The organism is Niallia sp. Sow4_A1 (genome assembly GCF_052116745.1).
In the GTDB taxonomy this organism is placed as follows: domain Bacteria; phylum Bacillota; class Bacilli; order Bacillales; family Cytobacillaceae; genus Niallia; species Niallia hominis.
The window spans coordinates 44672-63449 of sequence record NZ_JBQKKM010000016.1 but is presented as its reverse complement, the minus strand read 5'-3'; the positions used below and the strand labels follow the sequence as shown (position 1 = coordinate 63449).

The 18778-nt window shown below is 33.8% G+C and carries 16 protein-coding genes; 13 read left to right on the top strand and 3 right to left on the bottom strand.

All coding sequences use genetic code 11. From position 1 onward, the window contains the following. Nucleotides 1-39 precede the first annotated feature (39 nt). From ACTQ5K_RS10985 to pdxA, 6 genes are all read left to right on the top strand, one after another. A complete protein-coding gene (locus ACTQ5K_RS10985) occupies nt 40-660 on the top strand; it encodes a superoxide dismutase (RefSeq protein ID WP_031538768.1) in 621 nt (206 codons plus the stop codon). 50 nt (nt 661-710) lie between these two features. Continuing rightward, a complete protein-coding gene (locus ACTQ5K_RS10980; protein WP_031538767.1) occupies nt 711-1235 on the top strand; it encodes an NADPH-dependent FMN reductase in 525 nt (174 codons plus the stop codon). A 175-nt stretch (nt 1236-1410) separates the two neighbouring features. Continuing rightward, nucleotides 1411-3108, top strand: coding sequence for a sigma-54-dependent transcriptional regulator (locus ACTQ5K_RS10975; RefSeq protein ID WP_031538765.1), 1698 nt, complete (start codon nt 1411-1413; stop codon nt 3106-3108). A 149-nt stretch (nt 3109-3257) separates the two neighbouring features. Then, on the top strand, nt 3258-4241 hold the full coding sequence (locus tag ACTQ5K_RS10970; RefSeq protein ID WP_235252537.1) for a 2-keto-3-deoxygluconate permease: 984 nt from the start codon (nt 3258-3260) through the stop codon (nt 4239-4241). A 9-nt stretch (nt 4242-4250) separates the two neighbouring features. Next, on the top strand, nt 4251-5561 hold the full coding sequence (locus ACTQ5K_RS10965) for a four-carbon acid sugar kinase family protein (RefSeq protein ID WP_231512579.1): 1311 nt from the start codon (nt 4251-4253) through the stop codon (nt 5559-5561). Then, nucleotides 5558-6562, top strand: a complete 1005-nt coding sequence (gene pdxA / locus ACTQ5K_RS10960) for a 4-hydroxythreonine-4-phosphate dehydrogenase PdxA (protein WP_031538760.1) — start codon at nt 5558-5560, stop codon at nt 6560-6562. The genes ACTQ5K_RS10965 and pdxA overlap by 4 nt, the downstream gene beginning before the upstream one ends. A gap of 79 nt (nt 6563-6641) precedes the next feature. On the opposite strand, the gene ACTQ5K_RS10955 is transcribed toward pdxA, so the two are convergent. Together ACTQ5K_RS10955 and ACTQ5K_RS10950 are read right to left on the bottom strand one after the other, a co-directional pair. Next, entirely contained in the window at nt 6642-8264 is a 1623-nt protein-coding gene (locus ACTQ5K_RS10955) for a response regulator transcription factor (RefSeq protein WP_031538758.1), read from the bottom strand. A gap of 3 nt (nt 8265-8267) precedes the next feature. Continuing rightward, nucleotides 8268-9974: a sensor histidine kinase gene (locus ACTQ5K_RS10950; protein WP_031538756.1), complete on the bottom strand. Its 1707-nt coding sequence runs from the start codon at nt 9972-9974 to the stop codon at nt 8268-8270. 237 nt (nt 9975-10211) lie between these two features. On the opposite strand from ACTQ5K_RS10950, the gene ACTQ5K_RS10945 reads away from it, so the two are divergent. The 6 genes from ACTQ5K_RS10945 (at nt 10212) to ACTQ5K_RS10920 (ending at nt 17113) form a co-directional block, all read left to right on the top strand. Beyond that, nucleotides 10212-11174, top strand: a complete 963-nt coding sequence (locus tag ACTQ5K_RS10945) for an ABC transporter permease (RefSeq protein WP_441993908.1) — start codon at nt 10212-10214, stop codon at nt 11172-11174. A 16-nt stretch (nt 11175-11190) separates the two neighbouring features. Beyond that, the gene (locus tag ACTQ5K_RS10940) at nt 11191-12111 is read left to right on the top strand and encodes a carbohydrate ABC transporter permease (protein WP_051640992.1); all 921 of its coding nucleotides are present in this window, start codon (nt 11191-11193) and stop codon (nt 12109-12111) included. Between the two features lie 17 nt (nt 12112-12128). After that, the gene (locus ACTQ5K_RS10935) at nt 12129-13670 is read left to right on the top strand and encodes a sugar ABC transporter substrate-binding protein (protein WP_441993907.1); all 1542 of its coding nucleotides are present in this window, start codon (nt 12129-12131) and stop codon (nt 13668-13670) included. A gap of 98 nt (nt 13671-13768) precedes the next feature. Then, nucleotides 13769-14434, top strand: a complete 666-nt coding sequence (locus tag ACTQ5K_RS10930; RefSeq protein WP_155986768.1) for a YesL family protein — start codon at nt 13769-13771, stop codon at nt 14432-14434. Beyond that, entirely contained in the window at nt 14431-15498 is a 1068-nt protein-coding gene (locus ACTQ5K_RS10925; protein ID WP_231512578.1) for a Gfo/Idh/MocA family protein, read from the top strand. The genes ACTQ5K_RS10930 and ACTQ5K_RS10925 overlap by 4 nt, the downstream gene beginning before the upstream one ends. A gap of 97 nt (nt 15499-15595) precedes the next feature. Further along, nucleotides 15596-17113 (top strand): glycine betaine uptake BCCT transporter, encoded by a 1518-nt coding sequence (locus tag ACTQ5K_RS10920; RefSeq protein ID WP_251629838.1) that lies wholly within the window; start codon nt 15596-15598, stop codon nt 17111-17113. Nucleotides 17114-17240: 127 nt separating this feature from the next. Here the strand turns inward: ACTQ5K_RS10920 and ACTQ5K_RS10915 are convergent, their stop codons facing one another. Then, nucleotides 17241-17633 (bottom strand): SET domain-containing protein, encoded by a 393-nt coding sequence (locus ACTQ5K_RS10915; protein ID WP_349204927.1) that lies wholly within the window; start codon nt 17631-17633, stop codon nt 17241-17243. A gap of 253 nt (nt 17634-17886) precedes the next feature. On the opposite strand from ACTQ5K_RS10915, the gene truA reads away from it, so the two are divergent. Continuing rightward, on the top strand, nt 17887-18624 hold the full coding sequence (gene truA / locus ACTQ5K_RS10910; protein ID WP_031539398.1) for a tRNA pseudouridine(38-40) synthase TruA: 738 nt from the start codon (nt 17887-17889) through the stop codon (nt 18622-18624). Nucleotides 18625-18778: the final 154 nt, after the last annotated feature.

Genomic DNA, 18778 nt, shown 5'->3' with positions numbered 1-18778 from the left:
CCGTTAAGTATAAAAATAAAAATATTGGAGGAATTACAAATGACTACATATTCATTACCAGCTTTATCTTACGAATTTAACGCTTTAGAGCCACATATCGATCAACAAACAATGGAAATCCATTACGGAAAACATCATCAAACATATGTCAATAATTTAAATGCCGCACTTGAAGGGCAGGAAGCATTACAAGCAAAATCATTAGAGGAACTATTAAGTAATCTTGATGAAGTCCCAGAACAAATTAGAACAGCGGTTAGAAATAATGGTGGAGGTCATTTAAATCATTCTTTATTTTGGGAAGTAATTGCTCCTGCTACAGGAGAAAATGCTCCTTCTGGTGAACTAGCAGAAGCAATCACTAAAGCATTTGGAAGCATTGATGCATTTAAACAGCAGTTTACTGCAGCAGCTACAACTAGATTTGGATCTGGTTGGGCATGGCTTGTTGTTGACAAAGAAGGTAACTTGAAAGTAACAAGCACACCAAATCAAGATAATCCAATTATGGATGGAGAACGTGCAATCCTAGGTTTAGATGTTTGGGAGCATGCATATTACTTAAATTATCAAAACAGAAGACCTGAATACATTTCCAATTTCTTCTCTATTATTAATTGGAGTGTAGTTGCTCGGAAATTTGCTAATAATAACGAATAAGATAACGAAGATTAAGTGTTTCATGCTTATCTTTAAGCTTGGAGGATAATATGAAGCTTGTAGGAATTTCCGGCTCATTAGTGGGTGCAAAAACTTCCAAAGCAGTAAATGAAGTTTTAGTTGCAGCTAAGTCGCTTGATCCAGCCGTTCAAGTGGAGTTGATTGATTTAAGAGAGTATGAGATTGAATTTGTTAACGGTGCTCCACTTAGCTATTATAATGATGATACGATTAAAGTAGTAAACACTATATTAGCAGCAGATGCTCTTGTTATAGGAACGCCTGTATATCAAGCTTCCATAACAGGCGTATTAAAGAATCTTTTTGATCATCTACCAGTAGATGCGTTTAAATCAAAAGTGACAGGAATGGTTATCACAGGCGGTACAGATAAACATTTTCTTGTGATGGAATACCAATTAAAGCCAATTCTTACGTATTTCAAAAGTTTGGTTACCGTACAAAATGTTTTTGTGCATAATGATTATTTTGATGATGAAAACGAAATAACAGATGATGATGTTAAAAAGCGAATGGCTAAATTAGCGGAGGAAATTGTTTATTTAAAGCGCTAGTTTAAGCTTATCTATATGACCACATGACAGATCTGCTATATATTAGTAGGTCTGTTTTTTATTATTTAAAAGGGTTCTTGCTTGTTTTAGCTCCACTAAATTATGGAACAGGTACTTGACATCTAATCTTATTTCTTTCAATGTATAAAGTAATAACGAACGATAGGTGAATACGATGGAAATTAAAACTTTATTAATTGCACCATATCCTGCATTGGAGCATGTAATGGAAGAATGTATAAAAATTGATCATGAACTTAATATGCATATTGAATTGGCGAATCTACAGGAGGCAATTCCAATTGCAAAAGAGGCGGAAAAGCAAGGAATTGAGATAATAATAAGCCGTGGGGGAACGGCACAATTAATAGAGCAAGAAGTGAATATTCCAGTTGTTGATATACATGTTTCTGGCTATGATATGCTACGCGTACTGACCTTGGCAAATGATTATCCAGGAAAAAAAGCAATTGTTGGGTTCTCTAACATTACCATTGGAGCTAAAGCAATAACAGATTTGTTAGAAATTCCAATTGAGGTATTTACGATTGAGGATGCAAAAGAAGTTGAACCATTGGTGAATCAATTGAAAATAGATGGCTATCAATTAATCATTGGGGACGTTATTACACGGGATGCAGCAGCTAAGTATAATCTAGAAGGGATACTGATACAATCAGGAAGAGAAGCTATATTTGAAGCCATTAAAGAAGTTAAGAGCATTTACCGAATGCTGAGAAAGCAACGTTTGCAAATGACTATTATGCAAACCGCCATAGAGAGACAATTATTGGATGTTATTGTAGTGAATGGTGAAGGGACTATTGTCTATGAAAACTGGGCAATATTCGATCGTACGCAAGTTCCAATAAAAAAATTGATAAATGTGATACATAAAAAAAAATATATTCAAGAAGAACTAGATATAATAGAGACGAATCAGCATAAAAGAATAAAACAGATGATTGTTCCAATAAATTTTGAGGGAGAGAATCATTATTTGTTTGCATTCTCTTTATTAGATGAATTAGTGCCGGAAAATCCTTTGCATATTATAGATGTCCAAACTCAACCGGTGATTATCTCTAAAAGTGAGAAGATGAAGAGATGTATCGATAAGATAGATAGTAATCTTAATAATAATTATTGGATACTAATAGGGAAATCGGGCACTGGAAAAAAACAAATTTCAAAACTTATTCATTACAAAAAAAATAGGGGGATTGGTTTTTTAGGAATCCTATCTGCAGCTGCATTCCTTACGATGAAAAATCAAATAGACTCGGATATAAAATCGATATATTTTAATGAAATCGAAATGTTAAATGCTAGCGAGTTAAGATTATTTATTGGAAAAGTAAAGAAGTTACATGCTTTGGGGATAACAGTGATTATTGCAATAGATACGATAGACACTGAAATATATCACTCTCTTTCTTATACTGTTTTCATACGTATTGATTTACCAGCATTGTCTGAGCGGAAAGAGGATATAAGGCCATTAGTAGCATTTTTTTTAGCTGCTTTTCATGCGGAATTTGGAACTTCAGCAATTAAAATAAAGGAAGATGCTATGGAGATATTGGAATCCTATACCTGGCCAGGCAATGTGGAAGAATTATATATTCTTATTCGTGATGCTGTAAAGGAAGAGAAGGGGTTCGTAATCGGGAAGAGGTTAATTCAACTGCTTTTAGGGGATAGGTTAAATAAATTAGAAAGTAAAGATAATGAATTTTTACAAGGTACTTTAGTAGAAATTGAAAAAAGAATTATTGATACAGTCATGGAAGAAGAGCAATATAATCAAACAAAAGTTGCAGAAAGACTAGGGATAAATCGAACGACTCTATGGAGAAAGCTGAAACAATAAATTTTCAGCTTTTTTTTGTTCTTAGTGTTTAATTTTGCAACGTTTTATACTATTTTCATTGTGTTAATAAATGAAAGCAATTACAATTACTATTGTAAACGATTACTTATTGTTTTAAATTGAAACATACTAAAAGGAGTGTTAAAATTATGAAGATAAAAGAAACGTTGGATCGGATTCCTGGAGGGATGATGGTAGTTCCGTTGCTAATTGCAGCACTGTTAAATACATTCACTCCCAATCTTCTAAGAATTGGAAATTTTACAGAGGCTTTATTTGTTAATGGGGCACCTACTTTAATTGCATTATTTCTTTTATGTACTGGAGCACAAATCAATGTAAAATCTTTTGGAGTTTCTGTTGGGAAAGGGGCAACTTTATTACTAACAAAATGGGTAGTTGGTGCCGTCTTTGGATTATTAGCGTATCTATTTGCTGGAGATAATGGTCTTTGGTTAGGTTTAGCACCTATTGCAGTTATTGCCGCAATGACAAATAGTAATGGTGGATTATTTGTTGCATTAGTTGGTCAGTACGGCAGTAAAGAAGACCGAGCAGCTTATTCACTTTTAGCTCTTAATGATGGACCTTTTTTAACAATGGTTGCTTTATCAATCTTTGGTGCGATGGGATTTGTTGATGGATTGTTTTCTGTTACTTCCTTTATTTCCGTGCTTCTTCCTATTGTTGTCGGGATGGTGTTAGGGAATTTAGATGATAAAATCAGAGAATTTTTAGATAGCGGAAGTTCTATGTTAATTCCATTCTTTGCTTTTGCTCTTGGAATGGGGATTAATTTCTCTGCCATTATAGAAGGTGGTTTAGCAGGAATCATTCTAGGATTATTAACTGTTTTTGTAACAGGAACAGCTGGTTATTATGTATTTAAACTTCTAAAATGGAATCCAATTGTTGGAGCCGCGGAAGGTTCAACAGCTGGAAATGCGGTGGCAACTCCGGCAGTAATAGCAGCTGCAAATGTCAGCTTCGCATCAGTGGTGGATATTGCAACAGTTCAGGTTGCTGCTTCTGTGGTGACCACAGCAATACTACTTCCAATCTATGTAGGATTCTTAGTGAAAAGATTAGAAAAAAAAGGATATAAATTTGAGGAACAAGGTATCAAAATGTAAGGTAAGGATGTGTTCGACTTGAGAAATAAAATGGGCATTATTTCAGATGATTTAACAGGCGCTAATGATTCAGGTGTTCAACTGGCGATGAAAGATTTGTCAACTACTGTAGTGTTTGATGTTAAAAATTCGTCTGAAAACGCAGATTCTGATGTTCTTATATTAGATACGGATAGCAGAGCAAAAAACGAAGAAGAAGCATATCAGTCTGTAGTAGAGGCTGCTACATTTCTAAAAAAAAGAGGGTATCAACATATATATAAGAAGGTTGATTCCACGCTAAGAGGGAACATAGAAGCTGAACTTACAGCGATAGAAGCTGTTTATGAGCCAGAGGTCATTGTTATTGCTCCAGCCTATCCCAAAATGGGACGTCAAACCATCAATGGGCATCATTTTGTAGGCGGTGTCATCATAACAGAAACTGAATTTTCAAACGATCCGAAGACACCAGTGGAAGAATCCTATCTACTAAAGCTCTTAAATCCAACAGATAATAGGAAAATTAAACTATTAAATAAGGAAATTTGGCATAAATCTAAGGAAGAGATAGATAGCATCATACGCTCTTCGATAGAGGAAGGTAATAAATGGTTTGTTTGTGATGCGGAAACAGAAGAGGATCTTTTCCATATCGCAGAACTGTTTGTAAGGATAAATAAATCAATCGTATGGGCAGGATCAGCTGGACTAATTGAGTATTTGCCAGAAATATTAAACCTAAATTCTGCTTCTGTAAAAGATACAGAAGAAATGGAAATTAATCATACACTTATTGTTTCAGGAAGTTTATCTCAAGTAACCAAAAAGCAATTATGCAAGGTTGAGAGTTTTACAAATTCCTATTTTCTGAAAATTAATCCAGTTGATTTAGTTAATCAAATATATAGATTGGATGAGCTTGCGAATAAAGTTGAGCAACATGAGGGCTGTAAACATTTTGTGCTTTATGTGGAAGCTGATGATACTAACAGAACGAGTGCGGTAGAAGCTGGTAAGAAGCTTTGTTTAAGTAAAACTGATGTAAGTGAGGCAATATCGAACGGTTTGGGGATTATTGCAAACCATTTATTAAAGGCTTTTCCTACTATCAAAGGTTTAGTGTTAACAGGTGGAGATACAGCCAAGGCAGTATGTCGAGCACTAGGTGTTACGGAAATGGAATTGTATTTGGAGATTGAGGCAGGACTTCCCTTTGGTAAAATTAGAACAGAGATTAATAGTTATTGGGCGGTTACTAAGGCTGGTGGATTTGGGGCAGAAGAATCATTAATAAAAGCATTAGAATTTATGATTAACAAAAGAAGGGTGATAGTATGAGTAAATTAAAACCAATAGTAGGTATAACAATGGGAGATGCAGCAGGTGTTGGTCCAGAGATTATTCTAAAGAGTCTCGGTAAAGAGGAAATGTATGATATTAGCCGACCTTTAGTAATTGGTGATAGTAAAATTTTAGAAAGAGCAAAACAGTTTGTAAATAGCGAGTTGATAATAAAGAATATATCTGTAGAAGACATTGCAGAAGTATCTTATCATTATGGTACAGTTTATTGTTTAAATCTAAATTTATTGGATGAAACGCTTCCTATTGGTACAGTATCTCCAGAAGCAGGGAATGCAGCATTTCAATATCTTGCTAAAGCAATTGAGCTTGCAAAAGAAGAGAAAATTCACGCCATTTGCACGGCACCTTTAAATAAAGAGGCATTGCATAAAGGTGGACATAAATATCCAGGTCATACAGAAATTTTAGCTGATCTTACTGGAACACAAGATTTCTCTATGATGCTTTCTGCACCTAACCTAAAAGTTATTCATGTAACAACACATGTTGGGATTATTGATGCAGTAAAAATGATAAATCCAGAACGTGTTTATCATGTTATTAAACTCGCACATGATACGTTGCAAAAAGCAGGAATTGAAAACCCTAAAATTGCAGTATGTGGTATAAATCCGCATGCTGGTGAAAATGGATTATTTGGTTATGGAGAAGAAGAAGAGAAAGTAATCCCTGGTGTAGAGAAGGCACAAAGTGAGGGCATAGAAGCAGTTGGCCCACTTCCAGCAGATACATTATTTTTCCGAGCAGTTCGCGGAGATTTTGATATTGTTGTAGCAATGTATCATGACCAAGGACATGGTCCAGTGAAAGTATTGGGATTAGACGCAGGAGTAAATATTACGGTTGGTTTGCCAATTATTCGAACAAGTGTGGACCACGGGACAGCATTTGACATTGCAGGTAAGGGGATTGCGGATGAAAAAAGCTTAATGGAAGCAATGCGTCAGGCTGTTGAATTAGCTCCTAAGTTGTGATCAAAGTAGTCTCTATAATCTGGTAAAGAAGATGTAGATAGTCAAGTTTTTTTGAGATAAATAAATTTGGCCTCACACTCTAATGAGTGGAGGCTTTTTCTTTACGTCGATATTCAAAAGGAGTATAGTTTGTCTCTTTTTTAAACAGTTTAGTAAAGTAAGAGTAATTCCCATAACCAACTTTATCGGAGATGATATGAACTGGCAAGGTTGTTTGAATGAGTAACGTCTTAGCGAGTTCTACTCTTTTTTTAATGATATAGTTGACAAGAGAGAGGCCCTTTTCTTTCTTGAAAATTCTTGCAATATAATCTGGACTTAAGTACACAATTTTTGCAATGCTATCTCTTGTGATATTTTCATGATAATGTGCATCAATATAATCGCAAATGGTATTTACAACAGATTTCTGTGAATGAATAAAGTCTAAATAATGGAGTGAAGTATCTGCTAAATAGGTAATATAAATCATCATATCATCAATGGAACGTAATGATTGAGTCTGTAGTAGGTTATTCGTATTTCCATCAAATAATTTGTGAGCGAGCACTTCCTGCTTTTTTAAATGAGTAAACAATAATTGAGTGATGTCTAATCGGAAATTGTGTAATACATTAAGGTTAAGATTATTGGTATCTTTTAAGTAAATTAAATATTGTTCACATTTATTTAGAAACATTTGTTTATTACCGTTTTGAAGATGTTTTTCCCAAATGTCCAAATTAGGTTCTGTATACGGATTTGTTTTCTTTTCATAAGATTGAAAAAACTGAACTGTGTTTCTAAAATCAATCATATCCTCGCTTTTTTGTTGTAGTTGTTTTACTGCTTTGTGAAGTTTTTCTAAAGGTGTAGAAAAACAAAAACTAAAGCGAGTATCTATTAACAAATCATTTCGCAGAGTCTGGATTAAGTTCTGGCATAATGCAATGAATGACTGATAATCGAAATGCTCCTTGGAATTTTTTATAAGAAGTACATATTTTTCTTTATTAATATCTAATCCAACAATACTTTCCAAAGAAAAAGGGGTTTCCTTAAAGGATTCTTCTAAATGGACGTTTAATTTTAAGACCAAGTTTTCATCTATTTCTAAAATAGGAGGTATTTTCTCTTTTAACGAAATCTTATATGGAAATATGTTTAATAGAATTGGCAAAAAGCAGTCATCTGGGGAATAACTTAAATGATTTTTTAGTAATTGTTCTTCCAGTTCTGCTTTAAGCCATTTTGGATTACTTAAATAGGAACTCCAAAAATGATCCACTAGTTTTTGTTTATTTTGTTGCCAATACTGGCCAACTTGGATAGCCTCTTCGCTTTGCTGCCTTATTTTTATTTTTTTTATCGCTTTCAAAATACTAAACTCTAATTTATCGATTTCTATTGGCTTTAAATAGTATTCAAAGCTCTGAAGTTCAATGGCCTTTTGGGCATAATGAAAATCAGCAAAATTTGTTAAAAAAATTGTTTGTATCGAATATCCTTCTTGTCGGACCCATGCTAATAATTCAAGACCGCTACCGTATGGCATTTCTATATCTGAAATAAGCAAGTGGATGTTCTCATTAATAAAGATATTCTTTGCTTGGCGAATATTATGAGCAGTATAAACTTGTTCAATCCCTAGAGTTCCCCAGTTAACTTTTTCCTTCAATAACTTAACGAGAAATCGATCATCATCTACTATTAAGACATTCATTTTTTATTCCTCCAGTAATTGTTTTGGTATAACTAATTGAACAAAAGCTCCATCATTTATTCCATTTGAAAAGGATATAGAAAAGCTATTTCCATAAAACATTTGAAGTCTTTGGATGACATTATTTATTCCGATTTGTTTTCCATTAACTTCTGATAGGGGTAGTTGATTTTGAAGTTTGTTCAGTATATCTAATGGATAACCAGGCCCATTATCTTTTATGGTAATGTTCAATTTTTGTTCGTCTTTTGCAGGGGTAATACTTAGTGAAATGATTAGAGTTTCCTCATAATTTATATCAGAAAATCCATACTTGATACTATTTTCAATAAAAGTTTGCAGAATCAACGGAGGTATTTGCATCTCCTCTATGTTTAGTTGAATGGATGTTTCATAATGAAAAGTAGGACCATGTAATAATTGTTGAATAGAAAGATAATCGCTAATATGATCAAGCTCTTTTTTTAACGAAACAAGGTGATGATTTGTTTGAAAAAGGTATCGAAAGTAACGGGATGTCGCAATAGACATTTTCTTGATTTCGGCAAACATATGCAGTTCTGCCATACTATGAATACTTGATAAACAATTGATATAGAAATGTGGTTTAATCTGTAATCGTAAAAAATCCATCTCTATTCTTTTCTTTTCCAGCTCTTGCTCATAAATATTAATTTTTAATTTTTTTATTTCTTGCATTAGGTTCTTGAATTGTGTATTAGCCTGCTCTAGTTCGATAATGCTGTTGCTTTCAAAATTAATCGTACCGTTACTATTGTTTAGCTCAGATAGATTTTTAGAAAACTTTTGAATAGGAAAGATTAAACGATTTTTTATATAGAGAAAAATAAAAAATAAGATAATGCTAATAACGATAGTTGCAAGAATTAAGAGGACTTGTGTGATAACTACATGTTTAAAGGCACCGAAATGATCTACGTTTATTTGTAAGCTAAACGGCAGTAGTATATTCTTTTCTTCAAATAGTAACTTGCTTGTAAAAAAGGGAGAGGATGCCGCTTCATCTTTTGCCATTTGTTGATCAGTTGTTATTATCGTTTTTCCCTCTTGTTTCATGACGATGGAACCATTACTCCCTAAGTTAAAGCCATTTAAAGGTTTTAATAGATCTTCTGCAGACACTAAACAAACGAAAATTCGATTATCATAGCTTAATAGATGATAAAAATAAAAAGTTTCGTTTATTTTTATCGTTTTCCATGTACTAAATATTTCATATGTATGTAGCGCATCATTTTTAGAGAAAAAGTAATTCTTTGCTTGTAGATAATCTTGATAAGGTAGTTCTATAGGTGAAGCGTTAGAAAAAAACGATTCTTTTTTGAGACCAAGAAAGAACTGAAACTCTTTTCCAATCGAGTATTGAAAGTCATTTACTCTTGTTCGAAAATTACTTAAATTTTGTGGGAAAACGTCCATATCCATATTCTCTTCCATTTCTTCAATTATTGGTTCGTGTACTACTGTCCAAATCATAAAGTGGTCTATCGCGTTTAAATTGGAGCGAACATTTTCTATATAAAATTTGACGGAATTCGTAATGGTATCAATGCTTTGTTTCCTTGTAATAGAGATTGTTAACATACTAATAAACATGTTTATTAGTAAGATAATTACCATAATGATTAAAAGTACTTTTAAATAGTAATTTATAGAGCGGGATGGGTTCTTATCAATGGAACGTATCATTTACTCATCTCCAATGCTTATTTTCATTATATAAACGTAATACACTTTTTCTAGCAATATTCCGTTTTGAAAAAGGAAAATAACTGAAATACAACGGAATACTGCTATTTCTTAGTGTGGAATAGAGAAATAAGAAGAAAATCTGTCCTAATTAGTATTATTTCAGGTCGGATTAGCTCTATTTTTATTGAATGCGCTTTCATATAATAATTATAACAAATAAAGGAGGTGGTAGAGTTGAAAAGTACGATTGCTGTGGAAAAAAACACGCAAATCACACCTGATTTTCCAAATAAGAGAAATTATTTAAAGCCAATGAAAAAAAGTCTTCCATTATATGTATTACTTCTGCCCACTCTCATTCTATTAATTTGTTTTACGTATATCCCTATGTATGGAATTATCATGGCGTTCAAGGATTATTCTCCTGCACTCGGGATTTGGAATAGCCCGTGGGTAGGAATGAAGCATTTTATACAGTACTTTCATTCCTATCAATTTGGTTTAACGCTAAAAAACACATTATATATTAGTTTGTATAGTCTTTTTGTAGGGTTTCCACTTCCGATTGCATTAGCTATTCTCTGTAACCAAATGCGGATTGGAATGTTTAAAAAATTCTTTCAAGTTACCACTTACTTGCCTCATTTTATTTCAACGATGGTAATGTGTGGTATGATATTAATTTTTCTATCACCGAGCACTGGGCTTATAGCCAATATTTTATCTATATTTGGGATGGAAATGCCGAATCTTCTATCTAAACCGACACTTTTCAGTAGTGTATATGTATGGAGTGATGTATGGCAGCATTTAGGATGGGATAGTATTATTTTTCTGGCAGCATTGTCAGCTATTGATCCTACCTATTACGAGGCTGCAACGATGGATGGTGCAAGCCGCCTACAGAAAATTATCCATATAGACTTACCACTTATTATGCCTACGGCTATGATTTTATTAATCTTGCGTGCTGGAAGTCTTTTAAGTGTAGGTTTTGAAAAAGTTTTATTATTACAAAATCCATTGAATTTAACTGGAAGTGAGGTTATTTCAACCTATGTTTATAAGGTAGGGATGCAAAACTTTCAATATAGCTTATCAACTGCGATTGGTTTATTTAATACCGTAGTAAATGTTATCATTTTACTTCTTGTAAATTGGCTATCCAAGAAACTAACAAAAACAAGTTTATTATAGGAAGGAGGCCTCAGTCTTGGAAGGAACACTTATTCAAAAATTTAATAAAAAATCACAAAAGAAAAAAAGTTGGAATGATCGCTTGTTTGACATTGCTGTCTATACGACTGCTATTTTAATGATTTTAATGATTGTGTATCCTTTATGGTTTATTATTATCGCTTCCTTTAGTAATCCAACAGATGTTACAAATGGAAACGTATGGTTTTGGCCAAAAGAGTGGAAGGTAGATGGCTATATTGAATTATTTAAGCAGGAAATTATTTGGAGATCTTATTTGAATACAATTATTTACACGGTTGTGGGGACGATTATCGCTTTAATCGTTAATATTCCTGCAGGATATGCTTTATCAAGGGCTGATTTATTCGGGAAAAAGTGGCTATCTATTTTTATACTTATTCCTATGTTTGTAAGTGGAGGATTGGTACCAACTTATCTAGTTATAAAAGGATTTGGGTTACTTGATACCTTTTGGGTAATGGTATTACCTTTTGCTGTGTCCTCTTTTAATATAATCATCGCTAGAACTTTTTTTAAAAATAGTATACCGGATACGTTGTGGGAGGCAGCGCAAATTGATGGATGTGGAACAATCAGATATTTTTTAACGATAGTACTGCCATTATCAAAAGCTATTTTAGCTGTAATTGGTTTGTGGACTGCCGTTGGTATTTGGAATTCATGGTTTAATGCACTGATTTATATTTCCAATGAAGATTTGCAGCCGCTTCAATTAGTTTTGAGAAGGATTCTAATTTCCAATGAATCTTTGCTTGGTACTGCATCTGGGGAACTGGCATCAGAATTAAGAAGATTATCCGAAATGATGAAGTATGCAGCGATAGTTGTATCAACTGCACCTATTATGTGTTTATATCCATTTTTGCAAAAATATTTTAATCAAGGTGTCATGGTTGGTTCTATAAAAGAGTAATAGAAAGGGGAATAGCAATGATAAAGAGAAGCTGGAAAGGGTTACTAAGTGTTGTTTTAACAAGTAGTTTAATTGTTGGCTGTAGCAATGCTAACACGAGCACCAAAGAAAAGGAAGATGGGGAATATCGAATTGCAACCGTTCGTTGGGCAGACTGGGGCGATGATTTTCTTAAAGGCTTTGTAGAAGATACAGAAAAAGAAGCTGGAATTAAAGTCGATTGGGACATCTATTTAAATTCCGAATGGGGAGATAAGAAATCAGTACTGATGGCAGGTGGAGATTTACCAGATGCATTTTGGGGATCGTTAGCTTTAAGTGATGGGGATATTGCCCAAAACCAAAGTCTTTTTATTCCATTAGAGGATTTAATTGCAGAAAATATGCCGAATCTAATGGCGGCATTTGAGACAGAGCCATCATTACGAGCTCTAGTTACCTCTCCTGATGGCCATATTTATAGCTTGCCTAAGAAATTGCCTTTAAGACCGTTAACAGGAAATCAGCTATTTATTAATCAAAAATGGTTAGATAATTTAGACTTGGAAATGCCAGATACGTATGAAGATTTTTATAATGTTCTAAAAGCATTTAAGGAAAAGGATGCAAATGGAAATGGAGATTTAAATGATGAAATTCCTTATGGAGGGAATATTTATGGGTTTATATTGCCATTTGGCGTAACGAAAGGAAATGATAAAGCTGGTCTAATGACTTTAAAGGATGGAAAGCCTTCTTACATTCCTACACAGGAAGAATATAAAGAGGGAATTGCATGGATGAATAAAGCATACAAGGATGGCTTAATCGATCAAGAATTGTTTACACAGGATGATTCAATGGCAGAAGCAAAACGTAAAGATGAAAACGGTTCATTAGTAGGAGTCGCCTTTGGATGGACACCAGATGCTGTATTTGGTCCAAATGCCAAGGAATATGTTCCATTGGCGCCGCTTAAAGGTCCTGATGGAGAAAGATACGTAATTTCTGATACGGAAACCTATTCGAGAAATGAACTACTTATTACGACTCAAGCCAAGGATCCAGCAAAATTATTACAATGGGCAGATAAATTTTATACAGAGGATGCTAGTATTCAAACTTTTTATGGATCATTTGGCATTGGGGTAGAGAAAAATGATGATGGGACGTATCAAGTATTGAATGCACCTGAAGGAGAATCAGCAGATATTTTTGCTTGGACTAATTCATTCCGTGATTTTGGTCCTAAATATATTGAAGATGGATTTAATGAAAAGGTAACTTTGCCAACTGATAGTGGGGATGGATTAAAGCTAGAACTTGATAAAAAAATAAGCGAATACGCAAGAGAGCAATTTCCAACAGTAAGCTTTACAGCAGATGAAATGCAACGTTTAAATACGTTGAATGTAGACTTAACTTCCTATGTGAATTCCATGCAATCTAAATGGGTTGTAGAAGGTGGAGTAGAAAAAGAATGGGATGATTATATAAGGCAACTAGAAAAAATGGGTTACGGTGAGTTTATGGAAATCCAAAATACTGCATTTAACAGATATCAGGAATCATTAAAGTAGAAAGTACGAAGTGCAGCAGTCAGAATTAAACTTTTATTTCTGACTGTTGTTTCTTTATAAAAGACTACTTGATTATCTAATAGGAAGTGAATTATTTATTGTTGAAAAGGCAGGTGAATGAAATGGGTACATTCTTTCAACTCGATAGTCCCATCAGCAGGAATTTAGCGAAAATAGTAGATGTTCTTTTATTGAATATTATTTTTATTCTTTTCTCACTTCCTATTGTCACGATAGGTGCTTCGCTAACAGCTTTGTATTCGGTTCATTTTAAAATAGCAAGAGGAGAACATCCCTCCATTTGGATAAGTTTTATCCAGTCGTTTAAAAAGAATTTAAAACAGAGCTCCCTTATTTGGTTTCTCCTGATAGGTATTGGCGTAATTCTACTTGGAGATATTTATTATCTTGTATACACCAATGGGATTTGGAAAGTTATTTTTATGAGTCTAACCCTTATCTTTAGCTTTTTATATCTTACATTGTTCGTAATTATTTTTCCCTATATATCTAGATTTGAAGATTCAATAAAAACAGCAGTTGTAAATTCTTTATTGATTGGAGGCTTTCACTTTCCATATTTATTACTGGTACTAATGATCAATATAGTGCCTATTGTTTTCTTTTTATCCTCTTTTACTGGTTTTTTAACAGGTGTCTATTTCATTACCTTTGGTGGACTTTCCATTTTGACTTTTGTGAATTCGATTATATTTAAAAGGATTTTTTCAAAATATGAAAACAAAAAAGGAGGAGAAGTATGATGGAGAAAATACGGATAGGATTAATTGGAGTTGGTGGGATGGCTCAGTCTCATATAAAGGGATTGCAGAATGTCGGAACGTTTCAAATTGATGCAATCTGTGATTCAAATAACAAAAATCTAAAAAAAGTCGGAGAGCGATTAGCTATTAAATCGGAAAATCAATATATAGATTTCCGTAAGTTAATTGATTCTCAAAAAGTAGATGCAGTTGTATCCATCACACCCAATAATGTACACGCGCCAATATTGGAATATTGTATCGAAAAAAACATGCCTATCTTAACAGAAAAGCCGTTAACATTGGACTATGAGGAAGCGAAACAGCTTGCTGAAAAATATAAGCAACAACCTATTCTTTGTATGGTAGGGTTTAGTTATCGATATACACCAGCATTTCGATTTGTAAAAGCATTACTAGATAAAGGGGAAATCGGTCAAATAATGAATTTTTCTATTCAGTATCTGCAAGGGTGGGGAGCACTACCTTATGATACTCCCTATGTTTGGCGCTTTAATCCTGCGGTCACAGGAACAGGAGTATTAGGCGATTTAGGTTCCCATATGATTGATATGGCATATTATTTATTTGGATCATTTCAAGAAGTATCAGCTAAAATGGAAAGCTTTATTAAGAAAAGAAAAATGGAGCAATCGAATGAATGGAAAGAATTCGTTATTGACGACTTTGTATGTTTTCAGGCAAAAATGGAAAGTGGCATAGTTGGTACATTTCAAACAACAAGAAATGCTATAGGCTCAGGGAATCAGTTTGATGTGTCCATATACGGTGATAAAGGAACTATTCATGCAAGTACAATGGAAGAAGAGATAGTGAATTTGATACATTTTGATGATGGGACGGCTGAGGTTGTGGAGAAAAAAATGCATGTTCCAAAAACTGTATACTTGTCTGAATGGGAGGATTTTGCCCAAATGCTAAAGGGGAAAATAGGATCAGGTTTTCCAGATTTTGAAGTAGGACTAAGGAATCAACAAGTGTTAGAAGCAATAATCCAGTCCAGTAATCAACCAGGGAAAATGATAGATGCGTTAGAAAGCTGAAAGGGTTGTCCTTGTTTAATTCTCCTAATTACGGATATAATAACTAGGCGACTATTTGTACATAGATTATTATTCGATTAGAAGGAGAATTTATTATATGAAGTTTAAAGATTATCTTGTTTTTAATGTTTCTATAATCATAATCTTGTTGATTGTGTTAGTAGGAGCTCTTGCACCAGATACACTTAAGGAAGGCACAGCTAGTGTCCAATCCTTTATTACAGATTCTTTTGGTTGGTATTATTTAATTGTGGTCACATTTTTCGTGATAATTTGTTTGTACTTATTAATAAGTCCTGTAGGTAAAATAAAATTAGGAAAACCTGACGATAAGCCTGAGTTTTCAAGACTAGCATGGTTAGCGATGCTTTTCAGTGCGGGAATGGGAATCGGCCTTGTCTTTTATGGGACAGCAGAGCCACTAAGTCATTATGCAATTAGCTCTCCGACAAATGAAATTGGTACAGATCAAGGCATAAAAGATGCAATGAGATATACCTATTTCCATTGGGGAATTCATGCATGGGCAGTATATGGGATTGTTGCTTTAAGCCTTGCCTACACGACCTTTAGGAAAGGTGGAAAAACATTAATCAGTTCAACCTTGAAGCCATTGCTAGGTAATTCAATGGAAGGAAGAGCAGGAAGAATTATTGATATTATCGCTGTTTTTGCAACAGTAACAGGGATTGCAACAACGCTAGGTTTCGGAGCGGTACAAATAAATGGGGGGCTTTCTTTTCTTTATGATATTCCTTCCAATTTTTTAACACAATTTATTATTATAGTAATTGTCACCGTCCTGTTTTTACTTTCAGCCCTTACTGGATTAGGCAAAGGGATTAAAATCCTTAGTAATACGAATATGATATTAGCTTTCGTTTTATTTTTGATTGTTTTTATCATGGGGAATACGGTATTTATCCTCAATTTATTTACAGATACAATTGGAAGCTACTTACAAAACTTAGTGCGCATGAGTTTCCGAATTGCGCCTTTAAATGGTGAGAATCGCCAATGGATAGATGCGTGGACGATTTTTTATTGGGCTTGGTGGATTGCGTGGTCACCATTTGTAGGTATTTTTATTGCTCGTATTTCCAAAGGAAGAACGATTCGTGAATTTATAACGTTCGTACTATTTATTCCATCAGTAATTGGCTTTTTATGGTTCTCTGTGTTCGGTGGAAATGCGATGTATCTTGAACATAAAGGGTTAGGTACTATATCAACTTTTGCTACAGAAGAAACATTGTTTGCCCTTTTAGAGCATTATCCACTTAGTGCTTTACTATCCCTATTGGCTATTTTGTTGGTTGCTGTGTTCTTTATTACTTCTGCCGATTCAGGAACATTCGTTTTGGGGATGCTATCTGCAAATGGCGTACAAAATCCAAGTAATCGGATTAAAGTCATTTGGGGGGTATTGCTTACGACGATTTCCCTTGTATTACTTTATTCTGGCGGATTAGATGGATTACAAAATATGATGATTATTGCGGCTCTTCCTTTTTCCTTAATAATGATTTTAATGACAGTAAGTCTATTGAAGGAAGTACATCAGGAAAAAGCGGAATATGAATCAAAGTGGAAGAAGAAAAAAAGCTCGAAATAATATCGAGTCTTCAGAATCGAGGTTTTGTTTACCTTTTTGTTGCATGCTAAAATGTTGATGGGAGCGGAAATGTTACATATCCGCTCCCATCAACATATTTTATTTGGGGAAATTTTCAGTGACGAATTTAATTTTCTTCTTCTTTATCTTTATTAAACCATAATGGCTCGTAATCATCGACTTCCCCATTATAATTGATTAAAATTTCTTCGCCGGCTTTTATATCCTTATAAGCATAATAATCAAAAGTATGTTTATCAAAATTAATCTCATAAGTCGCATTTGGTTCATACGAATGGTTAAAAAGCATGCCGTAACCTAGAACAACTGCACTGTGATTAATGCCATATTCATATACATAATCTTCTAATACCGTTCTTTCGATATACTTATGTTGTTCATTTGGATAAGGAACAACAGGAGCTTCATGGAATAAGGTCCCCTTTTTAATATCACAAGTAGCAAATACGCCTCTATTGAATTCCCCATCGCTTAGGGGGGATGTTTTAATTTCTATCATTATTGTTCACCTACAACTCTTTATAGTTTACTGCTATCTCTTACTCTAACATTGATTCTTTTATTTAGGAAATAAATTAATGAAAAACTTATAAAAAATGAAGCATTTCTGTTATAATCTGACTTTTTAACTAATGAAGAATTTGGAGATAATAGTGTATAATGAGTACGATTCTTTAGGTTTTCGTAATGATTTTAGAATTGGATTACGTTATTTTAATAAAGAACATAAAAAGGAAGAGACAGGAGAAAAAATGAAAAATTATAAATTGCTTATTCAATATGATGGTGGACGGTATAAAGGATGGCAACGCCTCGGTAATGGGGACCAATCCATTCAAGGGAAAATTGAAAACGTCCTGACAGAAATGGTAGGAGAAAAGATTGAAATTATCGGCTGCAGCCGAACAGATGCAGGCGTACACGCATTATCACAAGTTGCTAACTTCAAAATGAACAAAGAAATGACGGAAAAAGAGGTCATGAATTATCTAAATCACTACTTACCAAATGATATTAGTATTTCGAAAGTAGCAATCGTTCCTGATCGTTTTCATGCAAGATATAATGCAAAGGATAAAACCTATGTGTATAAAATTTGGAATAAATCGTATACCAATCCTTTTATGCGCAAATATAGTATGCATGTAGAGAAAAAGCTAAATGTAAAAAGAATGGAGCAAGCAGCTGCCTATTTTGTTGGTAAACATGATTTTACAGCTTTCTCGAACGCTAAATCTAAGAAGAAGTCAATGGTTAAAGAAATATACTCCATTGATATAAAAGAAGTGGAAGGGTTTCTTGAAATTCGTGTCAGTGGTGATGGTTTTCTTTACAATATGGTAAGAAAAATAGTGGGAACACTAATAGAGATTGGGCTAGGAAAAATCGAAGCAGATGCTATTCCAGCAATTATTGCAGAAAAAGATCGTAGTCTGACAGGAATGATGGCAGAAGCAAATGGGTTATTTTTAGAAAAGGTACAGTTTTAAAAGAAATAGGTAAAAGCGAGTAGGTTCTTTAGTAAGAAACTACTTGCTTTTTTTATAGTTAAAAATGGTTTTGTTTTAAATGAACGTTTCCTCCTTAAAAAATTGTAGTGCAAATATAAAAAGCTTAGCCCAAAAGAGAATGATTTAATAAATA

Coding starts and splice junctions, on each gene's coding strand:
- ACTQ5K_RS10980 (WP_031538767.1), top strand. CDS start 711: ATGAAGCTTGTAGGAATTTCCGGCTCATTAGTGGGTGCAAAAACTTCC.
- ACTQ5K_RS10955 (WP_031538758.1), bottom strand. CDS start 8,264: ATGAATGTCTTAATAGTAGATGATGATCGATTTCTCGTTAAGTTATTG.
- ACTQ5K_RS10925 (WP_231512578.1), top strand. CDS start 14,431: ATGATGGAGAAAATACGGATAGGATTAATTGGAGTTGGTGGGATGGCT.
- ACTQ5K_RS10950 (WP_031538756.1), bottom strand. CDS start 9,974: ATGATACGTTCCATTGATAAGAACCCATCCCGCTCTATAAATTACTAT.
- ACTQ5K_RS10970 (WP_235252537.1), top strand. CDS start 3,258: ATGAAGATAAAAGAAACGTTGGATCGGATTCCTGGAGGGATGATGGTA.
- ACTQ5K_RS10975 (WP_031538765.1), top strand. CDS start 1,411: ATGGAAATTAAAACTTTATTAATTGCACCATATCCTGCATTGGAGCAT.
- truA (WP_031539398.1), top strand. CDS start 17,887: ATGAAAAATTATAAATTGCTTATTCAATATGATGGTGGACGGTATAAA.
- pdxA (WP_031538760.1), top strand. CDS start 5,558: ATGAGTAAATTAAAACCAATAGTAGGTATAACAATGGGAGATGCAGCA.
- ACTQ5K_RS10915 (WP_349204927.1), bottom strand. CDS start 17,633: ATGATAGAAATTAAAACATCCCCCCTAAGCGATGGGGAATTCAATAGA.
- ACTQ5K_RS10935 (WP_441993907.1), top strand. CDS start 12,129: ATGATAAAGAGAAGCTGGAAAGGGTTACTAAGTGTTGTTTTAACAAGT.
- ACTQ5K_RS10985 (WP_031538768.1), top strand. CDS start 40: ATGACTACATATTCATTACCAGCTTTATCTTACGAATTTAACGCTTTA.
- ACTQ5K_RS10920 (WP_251629838.1), top strand. CDS start 15,596: ATGAAGTTTAAAGATTATCTTGTTTTTAATGTTTCTATAATCATAATC.